The sequence below is a fragment of the Variovorax ginsengisoli genome (assembly GCF_030811835.1).
Classification (GTDB): domain Bacteria; phylum Pseudomonadota; class Gammaproteobacteria; order Burkholderiales; family Burkholderiaceae_C; genus Variovorax; species Variovorax ginsengisoli_C.
Genome location: NZ_JAUSRO010000006.1, coordinates 100,828 through 114,691, shown reverse-complemented (window position 1 = coordinate 114,691; position 13,864 = coordinate 100,828). Strand labels below are relative to the sequence as shown.

10 protein-coding genes are annotated in these 13,864 nt (G+C 65.6%); 7 read left to right on the top strand and 3 right to left on the bottom strand.

The annotated features are described in order from the left end of the window. The first annotated feature begins 58 nt into the window (after positions 1-58). Positions 59-817 carry a 3-hydroxyacyl-CoA dehydrogenase gene (locus J2W36_RS10705; protein ID WP_307689716.1) on the top strand — a complete coding sequence of 253 codons (759 nt, stop codon included), beginning with the start codon at positions 59-61 and terminating at the stop codon, positions 815-817. Positions 818-833: 16 nt separating this feature from the next. On the opposite strand, the gene J2W36_RS10700 is transcribed toward J2W36_RS10705, so the two are convergent. After that, positions 834-1,742, bottom strand: coding sequence for a YihY/virulence factor BrkB family protein (locus tag J2W36_RS10700; protein ID WP_307689715.1), 909 nt, complete (start codon positions 1,740-1,742; stop codon positions 834-836). Between the two features lie 85 nt (positions 1,743-1,827). On the opposite strand from J2W36_RS10700, the gene dnaG reads away from it, so the two are divergent. The 3 genes from dnaG to J2W36_RS10685 all read left to right on the top strand — a co-directional run bounded on the left by dnaG (position 1,828) and on the right by J2W36_RS10685 (position 7,782). Continuing rightward, positions 1,828-3,861, top strand: coding sequence for a DNA primase (gene dnaG / locus J2W36_RS10695; protein ID WP_307689714.1), 2,034 nt, complete (start codon positions 1,828-1,830; stop codon positions 3,859-3,861). A gap of 272 nt (positions 3,862-4,133) precedes the next feature. Further along, positions 4,134-6,479 (top strand): RNA polymerase sigma factor RpoD, encoded by a 2,346-nt coding sequence (gene rpoD, locus J2W36_RS10690; RefSeq protein ID WP_307689713.1) that lies wholly within the window; start codon positions 4,134-4,136, stop codon positions 6,477-6,479. A gap of 70 nt (positions 6,480-6,549) precedes the next feature. Next, on the top strand, positions 6,550-7,782 hold the full coding sequence (locus tag J2W36_RS10685; protein ID WP_307689712.1) for a multidrug effflux MFS transporter: 1,233 nt from the start codon (positions 6,550-6,552) through the stop codon (positions 7,780-7,782). 7 nt (positions 7,783-7,789) lie between these two features. Here the strand turns inward: J2W36_RS10685 and phhA are convergent, their stop codons facing one another. Continuing rightward, the gene (gene phhA, locus J2W36_RS10680; RefSeq protein WP_307689711.1) at positions 7,790-8,686 is read right to left on the bottom strand and encodes a phenylalanine 4-monooxygenase; all 897 of its coding nucleotides are present in this window, start codon (positions 8,684-8,686) and stop codon (positions 7,790-7,792) included. 2 nt (positions 8,687-8,688) lie between these two features. Then, entirely contained in the window at positions 8,689-9,777 is a 1,089-nt protein-coding gene (hppD, locus tag J2W36_RS10675; protein ID WP_307689710.1) for a 4-hydroxyphenylpyruvate dioxygenase, read from the bottom strand. A gap of 119 nt (positions 9,778-9,896) precedes the next feature. On the opposite strand from hppD, the gene J2W36_RS10670 reads away from it, so the two are divergent. The 3 genes from J2W36_RS10670 (at position 9,897) to J2W36_RS10660 (ending at position 13,864) form a co-directional block, all read left to right on the top strand. Continuing rightward, a complete protein-coding gene (locus J2W36_RS10670) occupies positions 9,897-10,379 on the top strand; it encodes an Lrp/AsnC family transcriptional regulator (protein WP_307689709.1) in 483 nt (160 codons plus the stop codon). 39 nt (positions 10,380-10,418) lie between these two features. After that, positions 10,419-12,107 carry a sensor domain-containing diguanylate cyclase gene (locus J2W36_RS10665; RefSeq protein WP_307689708.1) on the top strand — a complete coding sequence of 563 codons (1,689 nt, stop codon included), beginning with the start codon at positions 10,419-10,421 and terminating at the stop codon, positions 12,105-12,107. 137 nt (positions 12,108-12,244) lie between these two features. Further along, complete coding sequence (locus tag J2W36_RS10660) at positions 12,245-13,864, top strand: EAL domain-containing protein (RefSeq protein ID WP_307689707.1); 1,620 nt, start codon at positions 12,245-12,247, stop codon at positions 13,862-13,864.

The following is a 13,864-nucleotide window of genomic DNA, read 5'->3' as shown; positions in this document are numbered from 1 at the left end:
AGGGCTTTTTTTATGCCCTTTCGATAAACTGCCCGCTCCAACCAAGAGGAGACATCGAATGCAGATCGAAGGCAAGGTTTTCATCGTCACCGGCGGCGCGTCGGGGCTGGGCGAAGGTACGGCACGCATGCTGGCGGCCCATGGGGGCAAGGTCGTCATCGCCGACATGCAGGCCGAAAAGGGTGAAGCCGTCGCCAAGGAAATCGGCGGCGTGTTCGTGCGCTGCGACGTGAGCCAGGAGGTCGACGGCCAAGCGGTGGTGGCGGCGGCGCAGCAGCTCGGCAAGCTCATGGGGCTGGTCAACTGCGCGGGCATCGCGCCTGCCGAGAAGACCGTCGGCAAGAACGGGCCGCACGCGCTGGCGGTTTTCAGCAAGACGGTGACGGTCAATCTCATCGGCAGTTTCAACATGATCCGCCTGGCCGCCGACGCGATGGCGAAGAACGAACCCGAGGCTACCGGCGAGCGCGGCGTGCTGATCTCCACCGCCTCGGTGGCAGCCTACGACGGGCAGATCGGACAGGCCGCGTACAGCGCCTCCAAGGGCGGCGTGGTCGGCATGACATTGCCGATCGCACGCGACCTGGCGCGCAGCGGCATCCGCAACATGACGATCGCGCCGGGCATCTTCGGCACGCCCATGCTCTTCGGCATGCCGCAGGAAGTGCAGGACGCGCTGGCCGCCAGCGTGCCTTTCCCGTCACGCCTGGGCACGCCCGAGGACTACGCCAAGCTGGCCCGGCATATCATCGAGAACGACATGCTCAATGGCGAGGTGATTCGCCTGGACGGCGCCATCCGGCTGGCACCGCGCTGAGGCGCCGCAGCGGGCGCTACAAGCCGACCCGCTCGCCCGGCACCGGCGTCGTGCTGCCGGTGCGCTCCAGGCGCTCGTACTGCGAGATCACCTGGGCACCGAACAGCACCAGCGTGGCCGCGATCTCCAGGCTCAACAACACCACGATGGCCGTGGTGAGCGACCCATAGACCACGTTGACCTGGGACAGCGTCGAGAAATACCACACCAGCACGCGCCGCGTGACCTCCCACAGCAGCGCAGCCGTCACGCCGCCGAGCAGCGCATGGTGCAGCGACAGCCGGCCAGCCGGCATCACCAGGTAGAGCGACGTCAGCATGAAGATCTCGCCCCCCAGGCCCAGCAGGTACAGAAGCACACCCGAGATGCCCGACAGCGACCAGCTGTAGCCCAGCAGATTCACGCTCTCCTGCCCGATGAGCTGCAGCGCACCGGAGACGATCGTCACCAGGAGCAGCCCCACGCACAGGCACAGGATGTAGACGTAGGGCATCACCGCCGACACCAGGTAATGACGGCGCCGCTCGGATTTGCGGTGATGGAAGATCACCGCCATGGCGCTTTCCAGCACCGTGAAGGCCAGCGAACTGAAAAAGATCATGGTCACCAGCAGCACCGGTCCGAGGACGTCCCGGTGGGCGAGAAAGTTCGACAGCTCCTGCACGATCGCCTTCGACTGCCCTGGCAGCAGCCATTCGAGGTACCGGCCGATCGTGCTCAGCAGCTCGGCCTGATCGATCAGGTGCGACAGCGCGATCACACTCACGATCAGCAGGGGGACGATGGACAGCAGCGCGTAATAGGCCACCGCCCCCGCCAGCAGCAGCCCCTGGTTGGCCTTGAACACCTTCAGCGCGTCCCAGAGGAAGCGCAGCGGATGCCGCAACAGGATCGGCACGTTCGTGAGAGGACTGTGGAAAATCATGGATGAGCAGGCCGAAACGCGGCCAGTATGCCGTCACACTGCGACACAGCGGCCGCTTGCGTATGATTTGCCGCTCCCCGCCTACATGACCATCCCTCCCTCATTCATTCAGGAACTGATCGCACGCGCCGACGTCGTGGAGATCGTCGGCCGCTACGTTCCGCTCAAGAAGGCCGGCGCCAATTTCATGGGGCTGTGCCCCTTCCATGGCGAAAAGTCGCCCTCATTCTCTGTCAGTCCGACCAAGCAGTTCTATCACTGCTTTGGCTGCGGCGTGCACGGCAACGCGATCGGTTTCCTGATGGAACATGCCGGCATGGGCTTCGTCGAGGCGGTGCACGACTTGGCCGGCCAGTACGGCTTGCAGGTGCCCGAAGACGACGCCTCGCCCGAGGAACGTGCTCGCGCCGCCGGCCAGCGGCAGAAACAGGCCACGCTGTCCGAGGTGCTGGAGAAGGCCGGCGAGGCGTACCGCAAGCAACTGCGCCAGTCGCCGGGCGCGATCGACTACCTGAAGGGCCGCGGCGTTTCAGGCGAGATCGCCCGGCAGTTCGGCATTGGCTATGCGCCGGCCGGCTGGCGCACGCTGGCAGGCGTTTTTCCGTCTTACGACGACCCGCTGCTCGCCGAGAGCGGCCTGGTGATCGTGGGCGAGGAAGACCCGGCGGACGGCGCCGGCCATGCCGCCAAGCGCTACGACCGCTTTCGCGACCGCGTGATGTTCCCGATCCGCAACGTCAAGGGCGAATGCATCGGTTTCGGCGGGCGCGTGCTGGGCGACGAGAAACCCAAATACCTCAACTCGCCCGAAACCCCGGTCTTCAGCAAGGGCCGCGAGCTCTATGGGTTGTACGAGGCCCGCGCTGCCTTCCGGGATCGCGGCTACGCGCTGGTCACCGAGGGCTACATGGACGTGGTGGCGCTCGCGCAGCTCGGCTTTCCGAATGCGGTGGCCACGCTCGGCACGGCCTGCACCACCGAGCACGTGCAGAAGCTCTTTCGCTTCACCGATGCGGTCGTCTTCAGCTTCGACGGCGACGCCGCCGGACGTCGTGCGGCACGCAAGGCGCTCGACGCCGCCCTGCCCTTCGCCACCGACGTGCGCAGCGTCAAGTTCCTGTTCCTGCCGGCCGAACACGACCCCGACAGCTTCATCCGCGAGTTCGGCGCAGACGCCTTCGCCCGCTTCGTCGCCGAAGCGACACCCCTGAGCCGCTTCATGGTCGAGGCCGCCCGCGAAGGCTGCGACCTGGGCAGCGCCGAAGGCCGTGCCCACATGGCCAGCAACGCCCGCCCGCTCTGGAGTGCGATGCCCGAAGGCGCGCTCAAGCGGCAGTTGCTCGGCGAGATCGCGGAACACGTCCAGCTCGGCGCCGCAGAACTGGAGTCGCTCTGGGGCAAGGCCGCGGCGCCCGGCCGCGGGCGCGGCCCGGCAGGACCGACAGGCGGTTTTTCGTCGTCATCGCCGCCGTCGTACGACGACATGCCGATGGACGACGCGCCGCCCGGCTTTTACGAAGCATCGGCGCCACGCAGCTTCGAGCGCGGCGACTTCAAGGGCAAAGGCAAATGGCAGCGCGGCAAGCGCGGCGCGGGCGATGCCGACCGGTATTCCGAACCCCGCACCCCCGGCAAGAGCCGCGTGCGCCCGCCCGGCCGCCCCGACGTGGCAGCACGCCTGCTGCTGTCGAACATGCACGAATGGGAGGCGTTGTCGCACGAACTGCACGGCCTGCTGTGCGACCTGCCCGGCGACCACGGCCAGCTTTTCACCTGGCTCGACAGCCAGTTCCACGAACACGGTGTGCAGCCCTGGGCCGCCCTGCGCGAAGGCCTGCGCGGCCAGCCCTTCGAAGCGTTGGCCGTGCGTGCGATGACGGACCCGGGCGGTGGCCCGGCTGACGAGGCCGGCACGCCACACACCGACGGCGCAGCCGATGCCGCACGGGAACTGCGCAGCGTGCTGGACTTCATGCTCGACGATTTCCTCAAGGCGCGGCAAAGCGAAGCCATTGCCGCCGTCGGCTCCGACCCCCTGGCGCTGGAGCGCTACCGGGCACTGGAAGTGCGCCGCATTGCGCTGCGCGCGCGGCTCAAAGCGTCCGGCAATGACGGCTGAGCCTTGAAAATTCGTATTGCGCTATAATGTAGGGCTTCGCAACAGGCGAAATTAGGCAAGAGCGACAGCAGCACCTCCGGGCCGACCCCATGCGCAATGCACTTCCCACAGGGAAACGGGTCAATACACCGCAAGGACTGCACACCAAATGATCGCCCGACATCTTGCCTTTGAGGGATTCCTCCCTCCTTGCCCCTTGTCCGTGTATATCCCTGCGCCGGGTTCGTGGCGCGTGTGATTCCGCTTGTCCATTCTTTTTGCACCGAGGTCATATGCCCAGTCCGAAGAAGCCAGCCGTGTCCGTCGCCAAGAAGGCCGTTGCAGAAAAGCCATTGAAAGTTGCCGCTTTGCCGGCAACTCAGGCAGGTGTTGCCACGTCCAAGGCAAAAGCAGCAACGAAAGTGAAAACAGTGCCTACGAAATCGACGACCGACGAAACCATCAAGCCAACCGCCAAGGCCGCTGCCCCTGCCGCCGCCAAGAAGGTAGGACGCCCGCCCAAGGCCGCCACGGCAGCCGCACCCGCAGCCACCGGCGCCAAGCGCGGACGCAAGCCCAAGGCGGGCAGCGACGCGTCTGAAAGCGATGTGGACCTGTCGGACATCGAGGACGACATCACTGGCGATGAACCCGTGGCAGCCACGCCGGGTGCGACCGAGGAAAAGGTCAAGCCGCTGCGCATGAAGATCAGCAAGGCGAAGGAACGCGCCTTGATGAAGGAATTCGGCCTGGACGAAACCGTCCTGTCCGAAGAAGACATGGCCAAGCGCCGTTCGCGCCTGAAGACCCTGATCACTCTGGGCAAGACCCGCGGCTACCTGACACAGGGCGAAATCTCCGACCACTTGCCCGACAAGCTGGTCGACGCCGAGACCATGGAAGTCGTGGTCACGATGCTCAACGACCTGGGCGTGGCCGTCTACGAACAGACGCCCGACGCCGAGACGCTGCTGCTGAACAACACCGCGCCGACCGCCACCACGGTGGAAGAAGCCGAGGAAGAAGCCGAAGCCGCGCTCTCCACCGTGGACAGCGAATTCGGCCGCACGACCGACCCGGTGCGCATGTACATGCGCGAGATGGGTACGGTCGAACTGCTCACGCGCGAAGGCGAAATCGAGATCGCCAAGCGCATCGAAGGCGGCCTGATGGCCATGATGGAGGCGATCTCCGCATCGCCTGCGACCATCGCCGAGATCCTGCGCCTGGCCAACGACATCCGCGAAGGCAAGGTCGTCATCTCGACCATCGTCGACGGTTTCTCGAACCCGAACGAGGCCGACGACTACGTGGCCGAAGAAGACTTCGACGAATTCGACGAGGAAGACGACGACGACGGCAAGGGCGGCTCCAAGGCGCTGACCAAGAAGCTGGAAGAACTCAAGCGCGACGCGCTCGAGCGCTTCGACCGCATCGCCGCCATGTTCGAGAAGGTCCACAAGATCTACGACAAGGAAGGCTACGGCACGCCGAATTACCAGAAGGTGCAGCAGGCCCTGTCGGACGAGCTGATGACCATCCGCTTCACCGCCAAGACCATTGAAAAGCTGTGCGACCTGGTGCGCACGCAGGTCGACGACGTGCGCAAGAAGGAACGCGAACTGCGCCGCATCATCGTGGACAAGTGCGGCTACCCGCAAGACGACTTCATCCGCGACTTCAGCGGTTTCGACAAGAACGGCAAGCGTGTCGAGTCGAACCTGCTGAACCTCAAGTGGGTCGAGAAGCAGGCCGCTGCCGGCAAGCCATGGAGTGCCGTGCTCGCCCGCAACATCCCGCCGGTGCAGGAACTGCAGCAGCGCCTGACCGACATCCAGTCGCAGGTGGTGGTGCCGCTCACGCAGCTCAAGGACATCAACAAGCGCATGAACGACGGCGAGTCGTCGTCGCGCGACGCGAAGAAGGAAATGATCGAGGCCAACCTGCGCCTCGTGATCTCCATCGCCAAGAAGTACACCAACCGCGGCCTGCAGTTCCTCGATCTGATCCAGGAAGGCAACATCGGCCTGATGAAGGCGGTCGACAAGTTCGAATACCGTCGCGGCTACAAGTTCTCGACCTACGCCACGTGGTGGATCCGCCAGGCCATCACCCGTTCGATCGCCGACCAGGCGCGCACCATCCGCATTCCGGTGCACATGATCGAGACGATCAACAAGATGAACCGCATTTCGCGCCAGCATCTGCAGGAGTTCGGCTTCGAGCCCGACGCCAGCATCCTGGCCGAGAAGATGGAGATTCCGGAAGACAAGATCCGCAAGATCATGAAGATCGCCAAAGAGCCGATCTCCATGGAAACCCCGATCGGCGACGACGACGATTCGCACCTGGGCGACTTCATCGAGGACAGCAGCAACACGGCGCCCATCGAGGCCGCCATGCAGGCCGGCCTGCGCGACGTGGTCAAGGACATCCTCGACTCGCTGACGCCGCGCGAAGCCAAGGTGCTGCGCATGCGCTTCGGCATCGAGATGTCGACCGACCACACGCTGGAAGAAGTCGGCAAGCAGTTCGACGTGACGCGCGAGCGCATCCGCCAGATCGAGGCCAAGGCGCTGCGCAAGCTCAAGCACCCGAGCCGCTCGGACAAGCTGCGCTCCTTCATCGACACGCTCTAAACAGCCACGCCCCCAAAAGCGGACTTGCCGGACCCTGCGTTCGGCAAGTCCGCTTGTTTTTGAGAGACCCATGAACCCCGACGCCCAAACCCTCTGGAAAGCCCCGCGATGGGCGCTCGCCATCCTGCTCGCGGTGCTCGGCATGCTGGGCCCCTTCTCGATCGACACCTACATCCCGGCCTTCTCGGGCATCGCGAAGTCGATCGGCGCGACGCCGGTGGAGATGCAGCAGACGCTGTCGGCGTACCTCTTCGGCTTCGCCTTCATGAACCTGTTCCACGGCGCACTGTCGGACAGCTTCGGACGGCGCCCGGTCGTGCTCTGGGGTCTGGCCGTGTTCACGCTCGCGTCGCTGGGCTGCGCGATGTCGCAGACCATTGGGCAGCTGGTGTTGTTCCGTGCGCTGCAGGGCCTGTCGACGGGTGCAGGCATCGTGGTGTCGCGCGCGGTGATCCGAGACATGTTCCCGCCGGCCGAGGCGCAGAAGGTGATGGCGCAGGTCACCATCTACTTCGGCGTGGCGCCGGCCATCGCGCCCATCGTCGGCGGCTTCCTGTTCGTGCATGCCGGCTGGCACGCCGTCTTCTGGTTCCTCGTCGCTGTCGGCGTGGTGCTGTTCGCGGCCAACTGGAAGCTGCTGCCCGAGACGCTCCACGCCACGCAGCGCCAACCCTTCCATGCGCGGCACCTGATGCGCGGCTATTGGGACCTGTGTTCCGACCCACGCTTCCTGCTGCTGGCGCTGGCCAGCGGCGTGCCCTTCAACGGCATGTTCCTCTACGTGCTGTCGGCGCCGGCCTTCCTCGGCGACCACCTCGGCCTGGCGCCCACGCAGTTCTTCTGGTTCTTCCTGCTGACCATCGGCGGCATCATGGCCGGCGCCTGGGCCAGCGGCCGCATGGCAGGCAAGGTCGCGCCCAAGCGGCAGATCCGCGACGGCTTCTTCATCATGCTGGCCACGTCCGCGGCCAACGTCGCGGCCAATGCGCTGTTCGAGCCGCACGCACTCTGGGCCATGTGGCCGATCGCGATCTTCGCCTTCGGCTGGGCGCTGATGGTGCCGGTGATCACGCTGCTGGTGCTGGACCTCCACCCCGAGCGCCGCGGCATGGCATCGTCGCTGCAGGCCGTCATCGGCTCGACCGCCAACGGCCTGGTGGCCGGTGTGATCGCACCGCTGGTGATGCATTCGACGCTGGCGCTGGCCGTGACGTCGATCCTGATGATGGGCATCGGCCTGGTGGCCTGGGCCTGGCTGCACCGCCGCTGGCCGGAGATCGGCCGGCAGGTCACCCGCTACTGACGCTCTTTCAGGCGGTGACCGCCTGCCGGCGCTTGGCGTCGTGGTAGCGGCCGGTGCCACGCGTGATCACGCGGTCGGTCGGCAGCACGTCGCCCGGCTGGTACTCCGGCTGCCCGGCGATGCGTTCGTACAGCGGCGCGAAATCGATCGTCGCCAGGTCGAGCAGCTCGGCCAGGCTGTCGATGACGAAGTAGCTCTCCTGGAAATCGTCGATGCGGTAGTGCGTGCGCATCACCCGCTCCAGGTCAAACGCAATCCGGTTCGGCGACGGGTCGTCCAGCGAGAAGACGCTCTCGGTGCGCGACGAGGCGATGCCCGCGCCGTAGATGCGCAGCCCGTCCTTCTGCTGGATGAGGCCGAATTCCACCGTGTACCAGTACACGCGTGCCAGCTTGTCGAGCATGCCCAGCTTCTTTGCCCGCAAGCCGCCCACGCCATAGGCCTGGATGTAGTCGGCGATCGACGGGTTCATCAGCATCGGCACGTGGCCGAACACGTCGTGGAAGACATCAGGCTCTTCCAGATAGTCGAGCTCGTGCGGCTTGCGGATGAAGTTGCCGGCGGGAAAGCGGCGGTTGGCCAGGTGCTCGAAGAACACCTCGTCGGGCACCAGGCCCGGCACGGCCACGACCTGCCAGCCGGTGCGCTGCATCAGCACCTCGCTCAGTTCCAGGAAGTCCGGAATCCGGTCGGCGCCGATGGGCAGGTTCTTCATGCCCTCGACGAACTCATCGCAGGCGCGGCCGGGCAGCAGCTTCGTCTGGCGCTCGAACAGCGTCTTCCAGACGGCGTGCTCGGCCGGCGTGTAGTTCGACCAGCCCTGGTCGATCGTCCAGTCCGGCCGCTCGGGCGCGGCCGCATCGCCGGCGGCGAGACCGTGCTTGGTCGCTTGGGCAGCCGACACGCTCAGGCCTCGGCCGTGTCCAGCACACCGCGGCGGATCTGGTCGCGCTCGAGCGATTCGAACAGCGCCTTGAAGTTGCCCTCGCCGAAACCTTCGCTGTAGTCGCCCTGACGCTGGATGAACTCGAAGAACACCGGGCCGAGCGAGGGCTGCGAGAAGATCTGCAGCAGCAGGCGTGGCTCGCCGCCTTCGGTCGTCCCGTCCATGAGGATGCCACGTGTCTGCAGCTCTGAAATGTCGTGTCCGTGGCCCGGCAGGCGGGTGTCCAGCATCTCGTAGTACACGTCGTTCGGTGCGGTTGCGAGCGGCACGCCGGCCAGCGCGAGCTTGTCGACCGCAGCCTTCAGGTCGTCGCAGATCAGTGCGATGTGCTGGATGCCTTCGCCGTTGAACTGCATCAGGAATTCCTCGATCTGGCCGCCACCCGACTTCGACTCCTCATTCAACGGAATGCGGATCTTGCCGTCCGGCGCGGTCATGGCCTTGGAGGTCAGGCCGGTGTATTCGCCCTTGATGTCGAAATAGCGGATTTCGCGGAAGTTGAAGAGCTTCGTATAGAAGTCGGCCCAGAAGGTCATGCGGCCACGGTAGACGTTGTGGGTCAGGTGGTCGATCAACTTGAGGCCATGGCCGACCGGATGGCGATCGACACCTTCGATGAATTCGAAGTCGATGTCATAGATCGACTTGCCTTCCTCGAAGCGATCGATCAGGTACAGCGGCGCGCCGCCGATGCCCTTGATGGCGGGCAGGCGCAGTTCCATCGGACCCGTGGCGATCTCGACCGGCTGGGCACCGAGCGCCAGAGCGCGTTCGTACGCCTTGTGCGAATCCTTCACCCGGAAGGCCAGGCCGCAGGCCGACGGGCCATGCTCCGCCGCAAAATAGCCCGCCTCGCTCTTGGCCTCGCGGTTGACGATGAAGTTGATGCCTCCCTGGCGGTAGAGCACGACGTCCTTCGAACGGTGCTTGGCGACCAGCGTGAAGCCCAGCGTCTCGAACACCGATTCGAGCAGCCCGGCTTCGGGTGAAGCGAACTCCACGAATTCGAAGCCCATCAGGCCCATGGGATTGTCGAAAAGGTCGGTCATCGTGCGTCTCCGGAATGAGGTGGGGTATGGGATCGATCGTAGGCAATCCGCGCACAGAATTCCTGCAACTTGCAGGGCTTGGCTGGTCAGCGGCGCAAGATTCCTGCAAGATTGCGGAAATGAACGCCTCAGCTGAACTCGATGCCATTGATCTGCGCGTGCTTCGCGCGCTGCAGACCCACGGACGTGCCACCTATGACGAGCTGGCGGCCATCGTCAGCCTGTCGTCGTCGGCCACGCTGCGCCGGGTCAAGCGGCTGGAGGAAACCGGTGTGATCGCCGGCTACGTGGCACTGCTGCGCGCTGAGCGGGTCGGCCTGGCGCTCACCGCATACATCAACGTGCGTCTGGAAAAGCACACCGAAAGTCACAAGCGCAGCCCGATGGATGCCTTTCGCGCGTCGGTACAGGGCTGGCCCGAGGTGGTCGAATGCGCCTCGCTCACCGGCGACATGGACTACCTGCTGCGCGTCGTGGTGGCCGACATGGCGGACTACTCGCGCTTCGTCATGGACACGCTGCTCAAGCATCCGAGCGTGCAGGACTGCAAGACGAGCTTCGTGCTAGACCGCGTCAAGACCACCACGGCGCTGCCGATCTGAGCGCTGGGTGCCCCCGGGGCGGCCCCTAGAATCCATCGCATGCCCGACCGTCCCGCCAACACACCGCCCAGCTTGACGGTCCAACTGACGATCGTGTTCGGTACGCTGGTGGTGTTGGCTTCCATCGCCACCACATGGATCCTGAGCGACATGCTGCGCGGCCGGATTCGTGCCGATGCTGGCCGCTCGCTCATCTTCGCGGCCGCCGCCGCTTCTCGCACGCTCGCCAATGGACTGCATGCAAACGCCGCCGTGGTGGGCATGATCGCCAGCCGCGAGGCACTGTGGGGCGATGGGCTGGCCTCGCCGGAGGCCCGCCGCGCGCTGGAACTGATCGAGGCCACCCAACCGACGAACCTGTGGGTCGGCGTGGCCAATCCGCAAGGTCGCGTGGCAGCCTCCACCCGCGACATCCTGCACAACGAAAGCGTGGCCGAGCGGCCCTGGTTCCAGAACGGCCAGCGAAGCCTCTATGTGGGCGACGTGCATCCAGCCAAGCTGCTGGCCACGCTGCTGCCACCTGACAAGAACAACGAACCGCTTCGCTTCCTCGATTATTCGGCGCCCGTGATGCATGAAGGCCGCATCATCGGCGTGATCGGCGTGCACACCAGCTGGGACTGGGCAGGCGAGGTCATCGACACCGTGCTGCCGGCCGAGGCACGCGCCGCCGGCATCGAGGTCTTCATCTTCGACCGGCAGGGCGATGTCATCTATGCACCCGGCGGCCAGAGTCGGCGCCTCGCAGATGCCGGCGTGCGCTTGCCAGCGAGCGGCCAGGCGCCCGGCGCCGCTGCCGTCGTGCGCTGGCACGATGGCGCCGACTACCTCACCGCCACAAGCCCGCTGGCGGCGCACGATCGGGTCAGCGACCTGGGCTGGACCATTGTGGCGCGCGAACCTGCGGCCAACGCGTTTGCGGCCGTGGCCGACACCACGCGCAGCGCGCTGCTCATCGGACTGCTGACCGCGCTGGTGGGCTCGTTGCTCGCTGGCGTGGCCGCACGCCGCTTCGGCGCCGATCTGATGCGCATGGCACGTGCGGCGCGCGACGTGGAGTCCGGTGCTCCCGGTGCCAGGATTCCGATGGCCACCAGCAGCGCCGAGATGCAGACACTGGCCGTCGCGCTGAGCAGCATGACGCGCCGGCTGGTCGATGCACGCGAAGACCTCGAGCAGCAGGTACGCCAACGCACGCTCGAACTCGAAGCCGCCAACGCCGAACTCGGCCACCAGGCCCACACCGATGCGCTGACCGGCCTGCCAAACCGCCGCATGTTCGATCCCCTGCTGGCCCGTGCGCTGGCCGATGCGCGCCGTCAGAAGCGCTCGCTCAGCGTGCTGATGATTGACGCCGACCATTTCAAGCAAATCAACGACGTTCACGGCCATGCGGTGGGCGACGAGGTGCTGCGCCGCCTCACTGCACTGCTGAGCACCAACCTGCGCACGGGCGACGTGGTCGCGCGCCTGGGCGGAGAAGAATTCGCGGCGATATTGCCCGACACGGATACCGCCACTGCGCTGCAGGTGGCGCATGAACTGGTGACGGTGATCGCACGCGACACCCGCGGGCTGCATGGTGGTGTGACGGTGAGCATTGGCGTGGCGAGCTGCTCGGACGGACTCATTCCCACGGACGAACTCCTGCGACGCGCCGATCAGGCGCTCTACCAAGCCAAGGCCGAGGGCCGCGACACGGCGCGGGCTTACCACCCGATCGAATGAAGATATCTTGAAGGCAGCCTGCAGATTGCGGGGATGATCGGTATGACCATCGTCCCTGCCGGCGCCAACTGAATGCACCTCCATCCCCTGAAGACCGCGAACGGCGCCTTCGCCCCGCGCCACGCGAGAACGCTTCTGTGATCCTGCCCGCCATCGACTTACGCAGCAAACTGGCCAACGTGGCGCTGTTGTTTGCCAGCGCAATGGTCATTACCGCTTGCATGCTCCTCGCAGCGCACATGGCCGAACTGCGTGGCCGCCACGACAGCGCAGAGGGTGCGACGCGCATCGTCGCGGAAGTGCTGCGCAAGGCGCAGGCCAGCAGTGCCGATGTCGACGCCATCATCAACATCGTCTCTCGCACGCCCGTCCATGCCGACGCCTGCAGCGAGCAAGGCATGCTGCGCCTGCGCCAGGCCGATGCGGCGTCCCTGTTCGCGAGCGCGGTGGGCCGCATCCAGAACGGGCGGTTGATGTGCTCCTCGCTTGGCCTCTATGGGCCAGGCTTGTTGCTCGATGCCGCCACCACGGTCAGCTCGACCGGTCTGCGCATTCATACCGGCATGAGCCTGCCGGGCATGGAGGGCCACAAGTACCTGGCCGCTGAACGTGACGGCGTGATCGTCTTCATCGACGAAGCGGTGACGCTCGACATCTTCCGCACGGCGCCCGACGTGGCGTTGGGCATGTTCCTGCGCACGGAACACCGGCGCCTGATCGGTCGCGGCGACTTCAATCCGGCCTGGGCCTCCTCGATGGCCCAACAAACCTCCGCGACCTTCGTCGATGGCGACTACGTCGTCGCCATGCACGCCACACCCGAACACGACGTCGTGGCCTACGTGGCCTTTCCTCGGCCGCGCACGCAAACACGCATCGACGAGGCGCGCCTGTTCCTGCTGCCGATCGGCGCCCTCTTCGGTGTGGTGCTGTCAGCCTGCCTGTGGCTGCTGTCACGGCTTTACGTGCAGAAAGCGGCTGATTTCCGCTATGCGTTGCAGTCGCCTCAGGTGTTCATGCAATACCAACCCATCGTCGACCTGCGCTCGGGCCGGTGCATCGGTGCCGAAGCGCTGATGCGATGGCAGCGCGGCAAGCGCATGGTTCCACCGGACCACTTCATCGCCGCGGCCGAAAAGGCGGGATTCATCGAGCGGGTGACCGAGCGCGTGGTCCAGTTGGTGGCCCGCGACGCCGCAGTCTTCCTGCACGAGCATCCGGACTTTCACATCAGCATCAACCTGTCGGCGGCCGATCTGAGCTCAGGCCGCACGGTGAGCATGCTCGCCAACATGCTCGAGCGCACCGGCCTGCCGCCGCAGAGCTTCTGGGTGGAGGCCACGGAGCGCGGCTTCCTCGAAAGCACCGACGTGATGCAGGTCATCGACGACATCCGCACCGTCGGCCTGCGGGTGGCGATCGACGACTTCGGCACCGGTTACTCGAGCCTGGCATTCCTGAGCAGCTTCCGCCTGGACGTGCTGAAGATCGACAAGCGCTTTGTCGACGCCATCGGTGTGGCCGGCATCGGCACGGGCGACAAGGTCGTGACGATGGTCATCGATCTGGCCCGCACGCTCGGCCTGGAAGTGGTGGCAGAAGGCGTCGAAACAGAGGCGCAAGCGCACTTCCTGCGCGAACGCGGCGTGCAGTACGCGCAGGGCTGGCTCTTCGGGCGCCCGCAGTCGGTCGACGCCTTGCGCAAGCTCGTCGCTGCATGGCTGCCGTCGCAGGCCCCGCTGGCAACCTCAACCTGA

Excerpts from the sequence above, each read along its gene's own strand:
- J2W36_RS10705 (WP_307689716.1), top strand. The coding sequence starts at position 59 with ATGCAGATCGAAGGCAAGGTTTTCATCGTCACCGGCGGCGCGTCGGGG.
- J2W36_RS10700 (WP_307689715.1), bottom strand. The coding sequence starts at position 1,742 with ATGATTTTCCACAGTCCTCTCACGAACGTGCCGATCCTGTTGCGGCAT.
- dnaG (WP_307689714.1), top strand. The coding sequence starts at position 1,828 with ATGACCATCCCTCCCTCATTCATTCAGGAACTGATCGCACGCGCCGAC.
- rpoD (WP_307689713.1), top strand. The coding sequence starts at position 4,134 with ATGCCCAGTCCGAAGAAGCCAGCCGTGTCCGTCGCCAAGAAGGCCGTT.
- J2W36_RS10685 (WP_307689712.1), top strand. The coding sequence starts at position 6,550 with ATGAACCCCGACGCCCAAACCCTCTGGAAAGCCCCGCGATGGGCGCTC.
- hppD (WP_307689710.1), bottom strand. The coding sequence starts at position 9,777 with ATGACCGACCTTTTCGACAATCCCATGGGCCTGATGGGCTTCGAATTC.
- J2W36_RS10670 (WP_307689709.1), top strand. The coding sequence starts at position 9,897 with ATGAACGCCTCAGCTGAACTCGATGCCATTGATCTGCGCGTGCTTCGC.
- J2W36_RS10665 (WP_307689708.1), top strand. The coding sequence starts at position 10,419 with ATGCCCGACCGTCCCGCCAACACACCGCCCAGCTTGACGGTCCAACTG.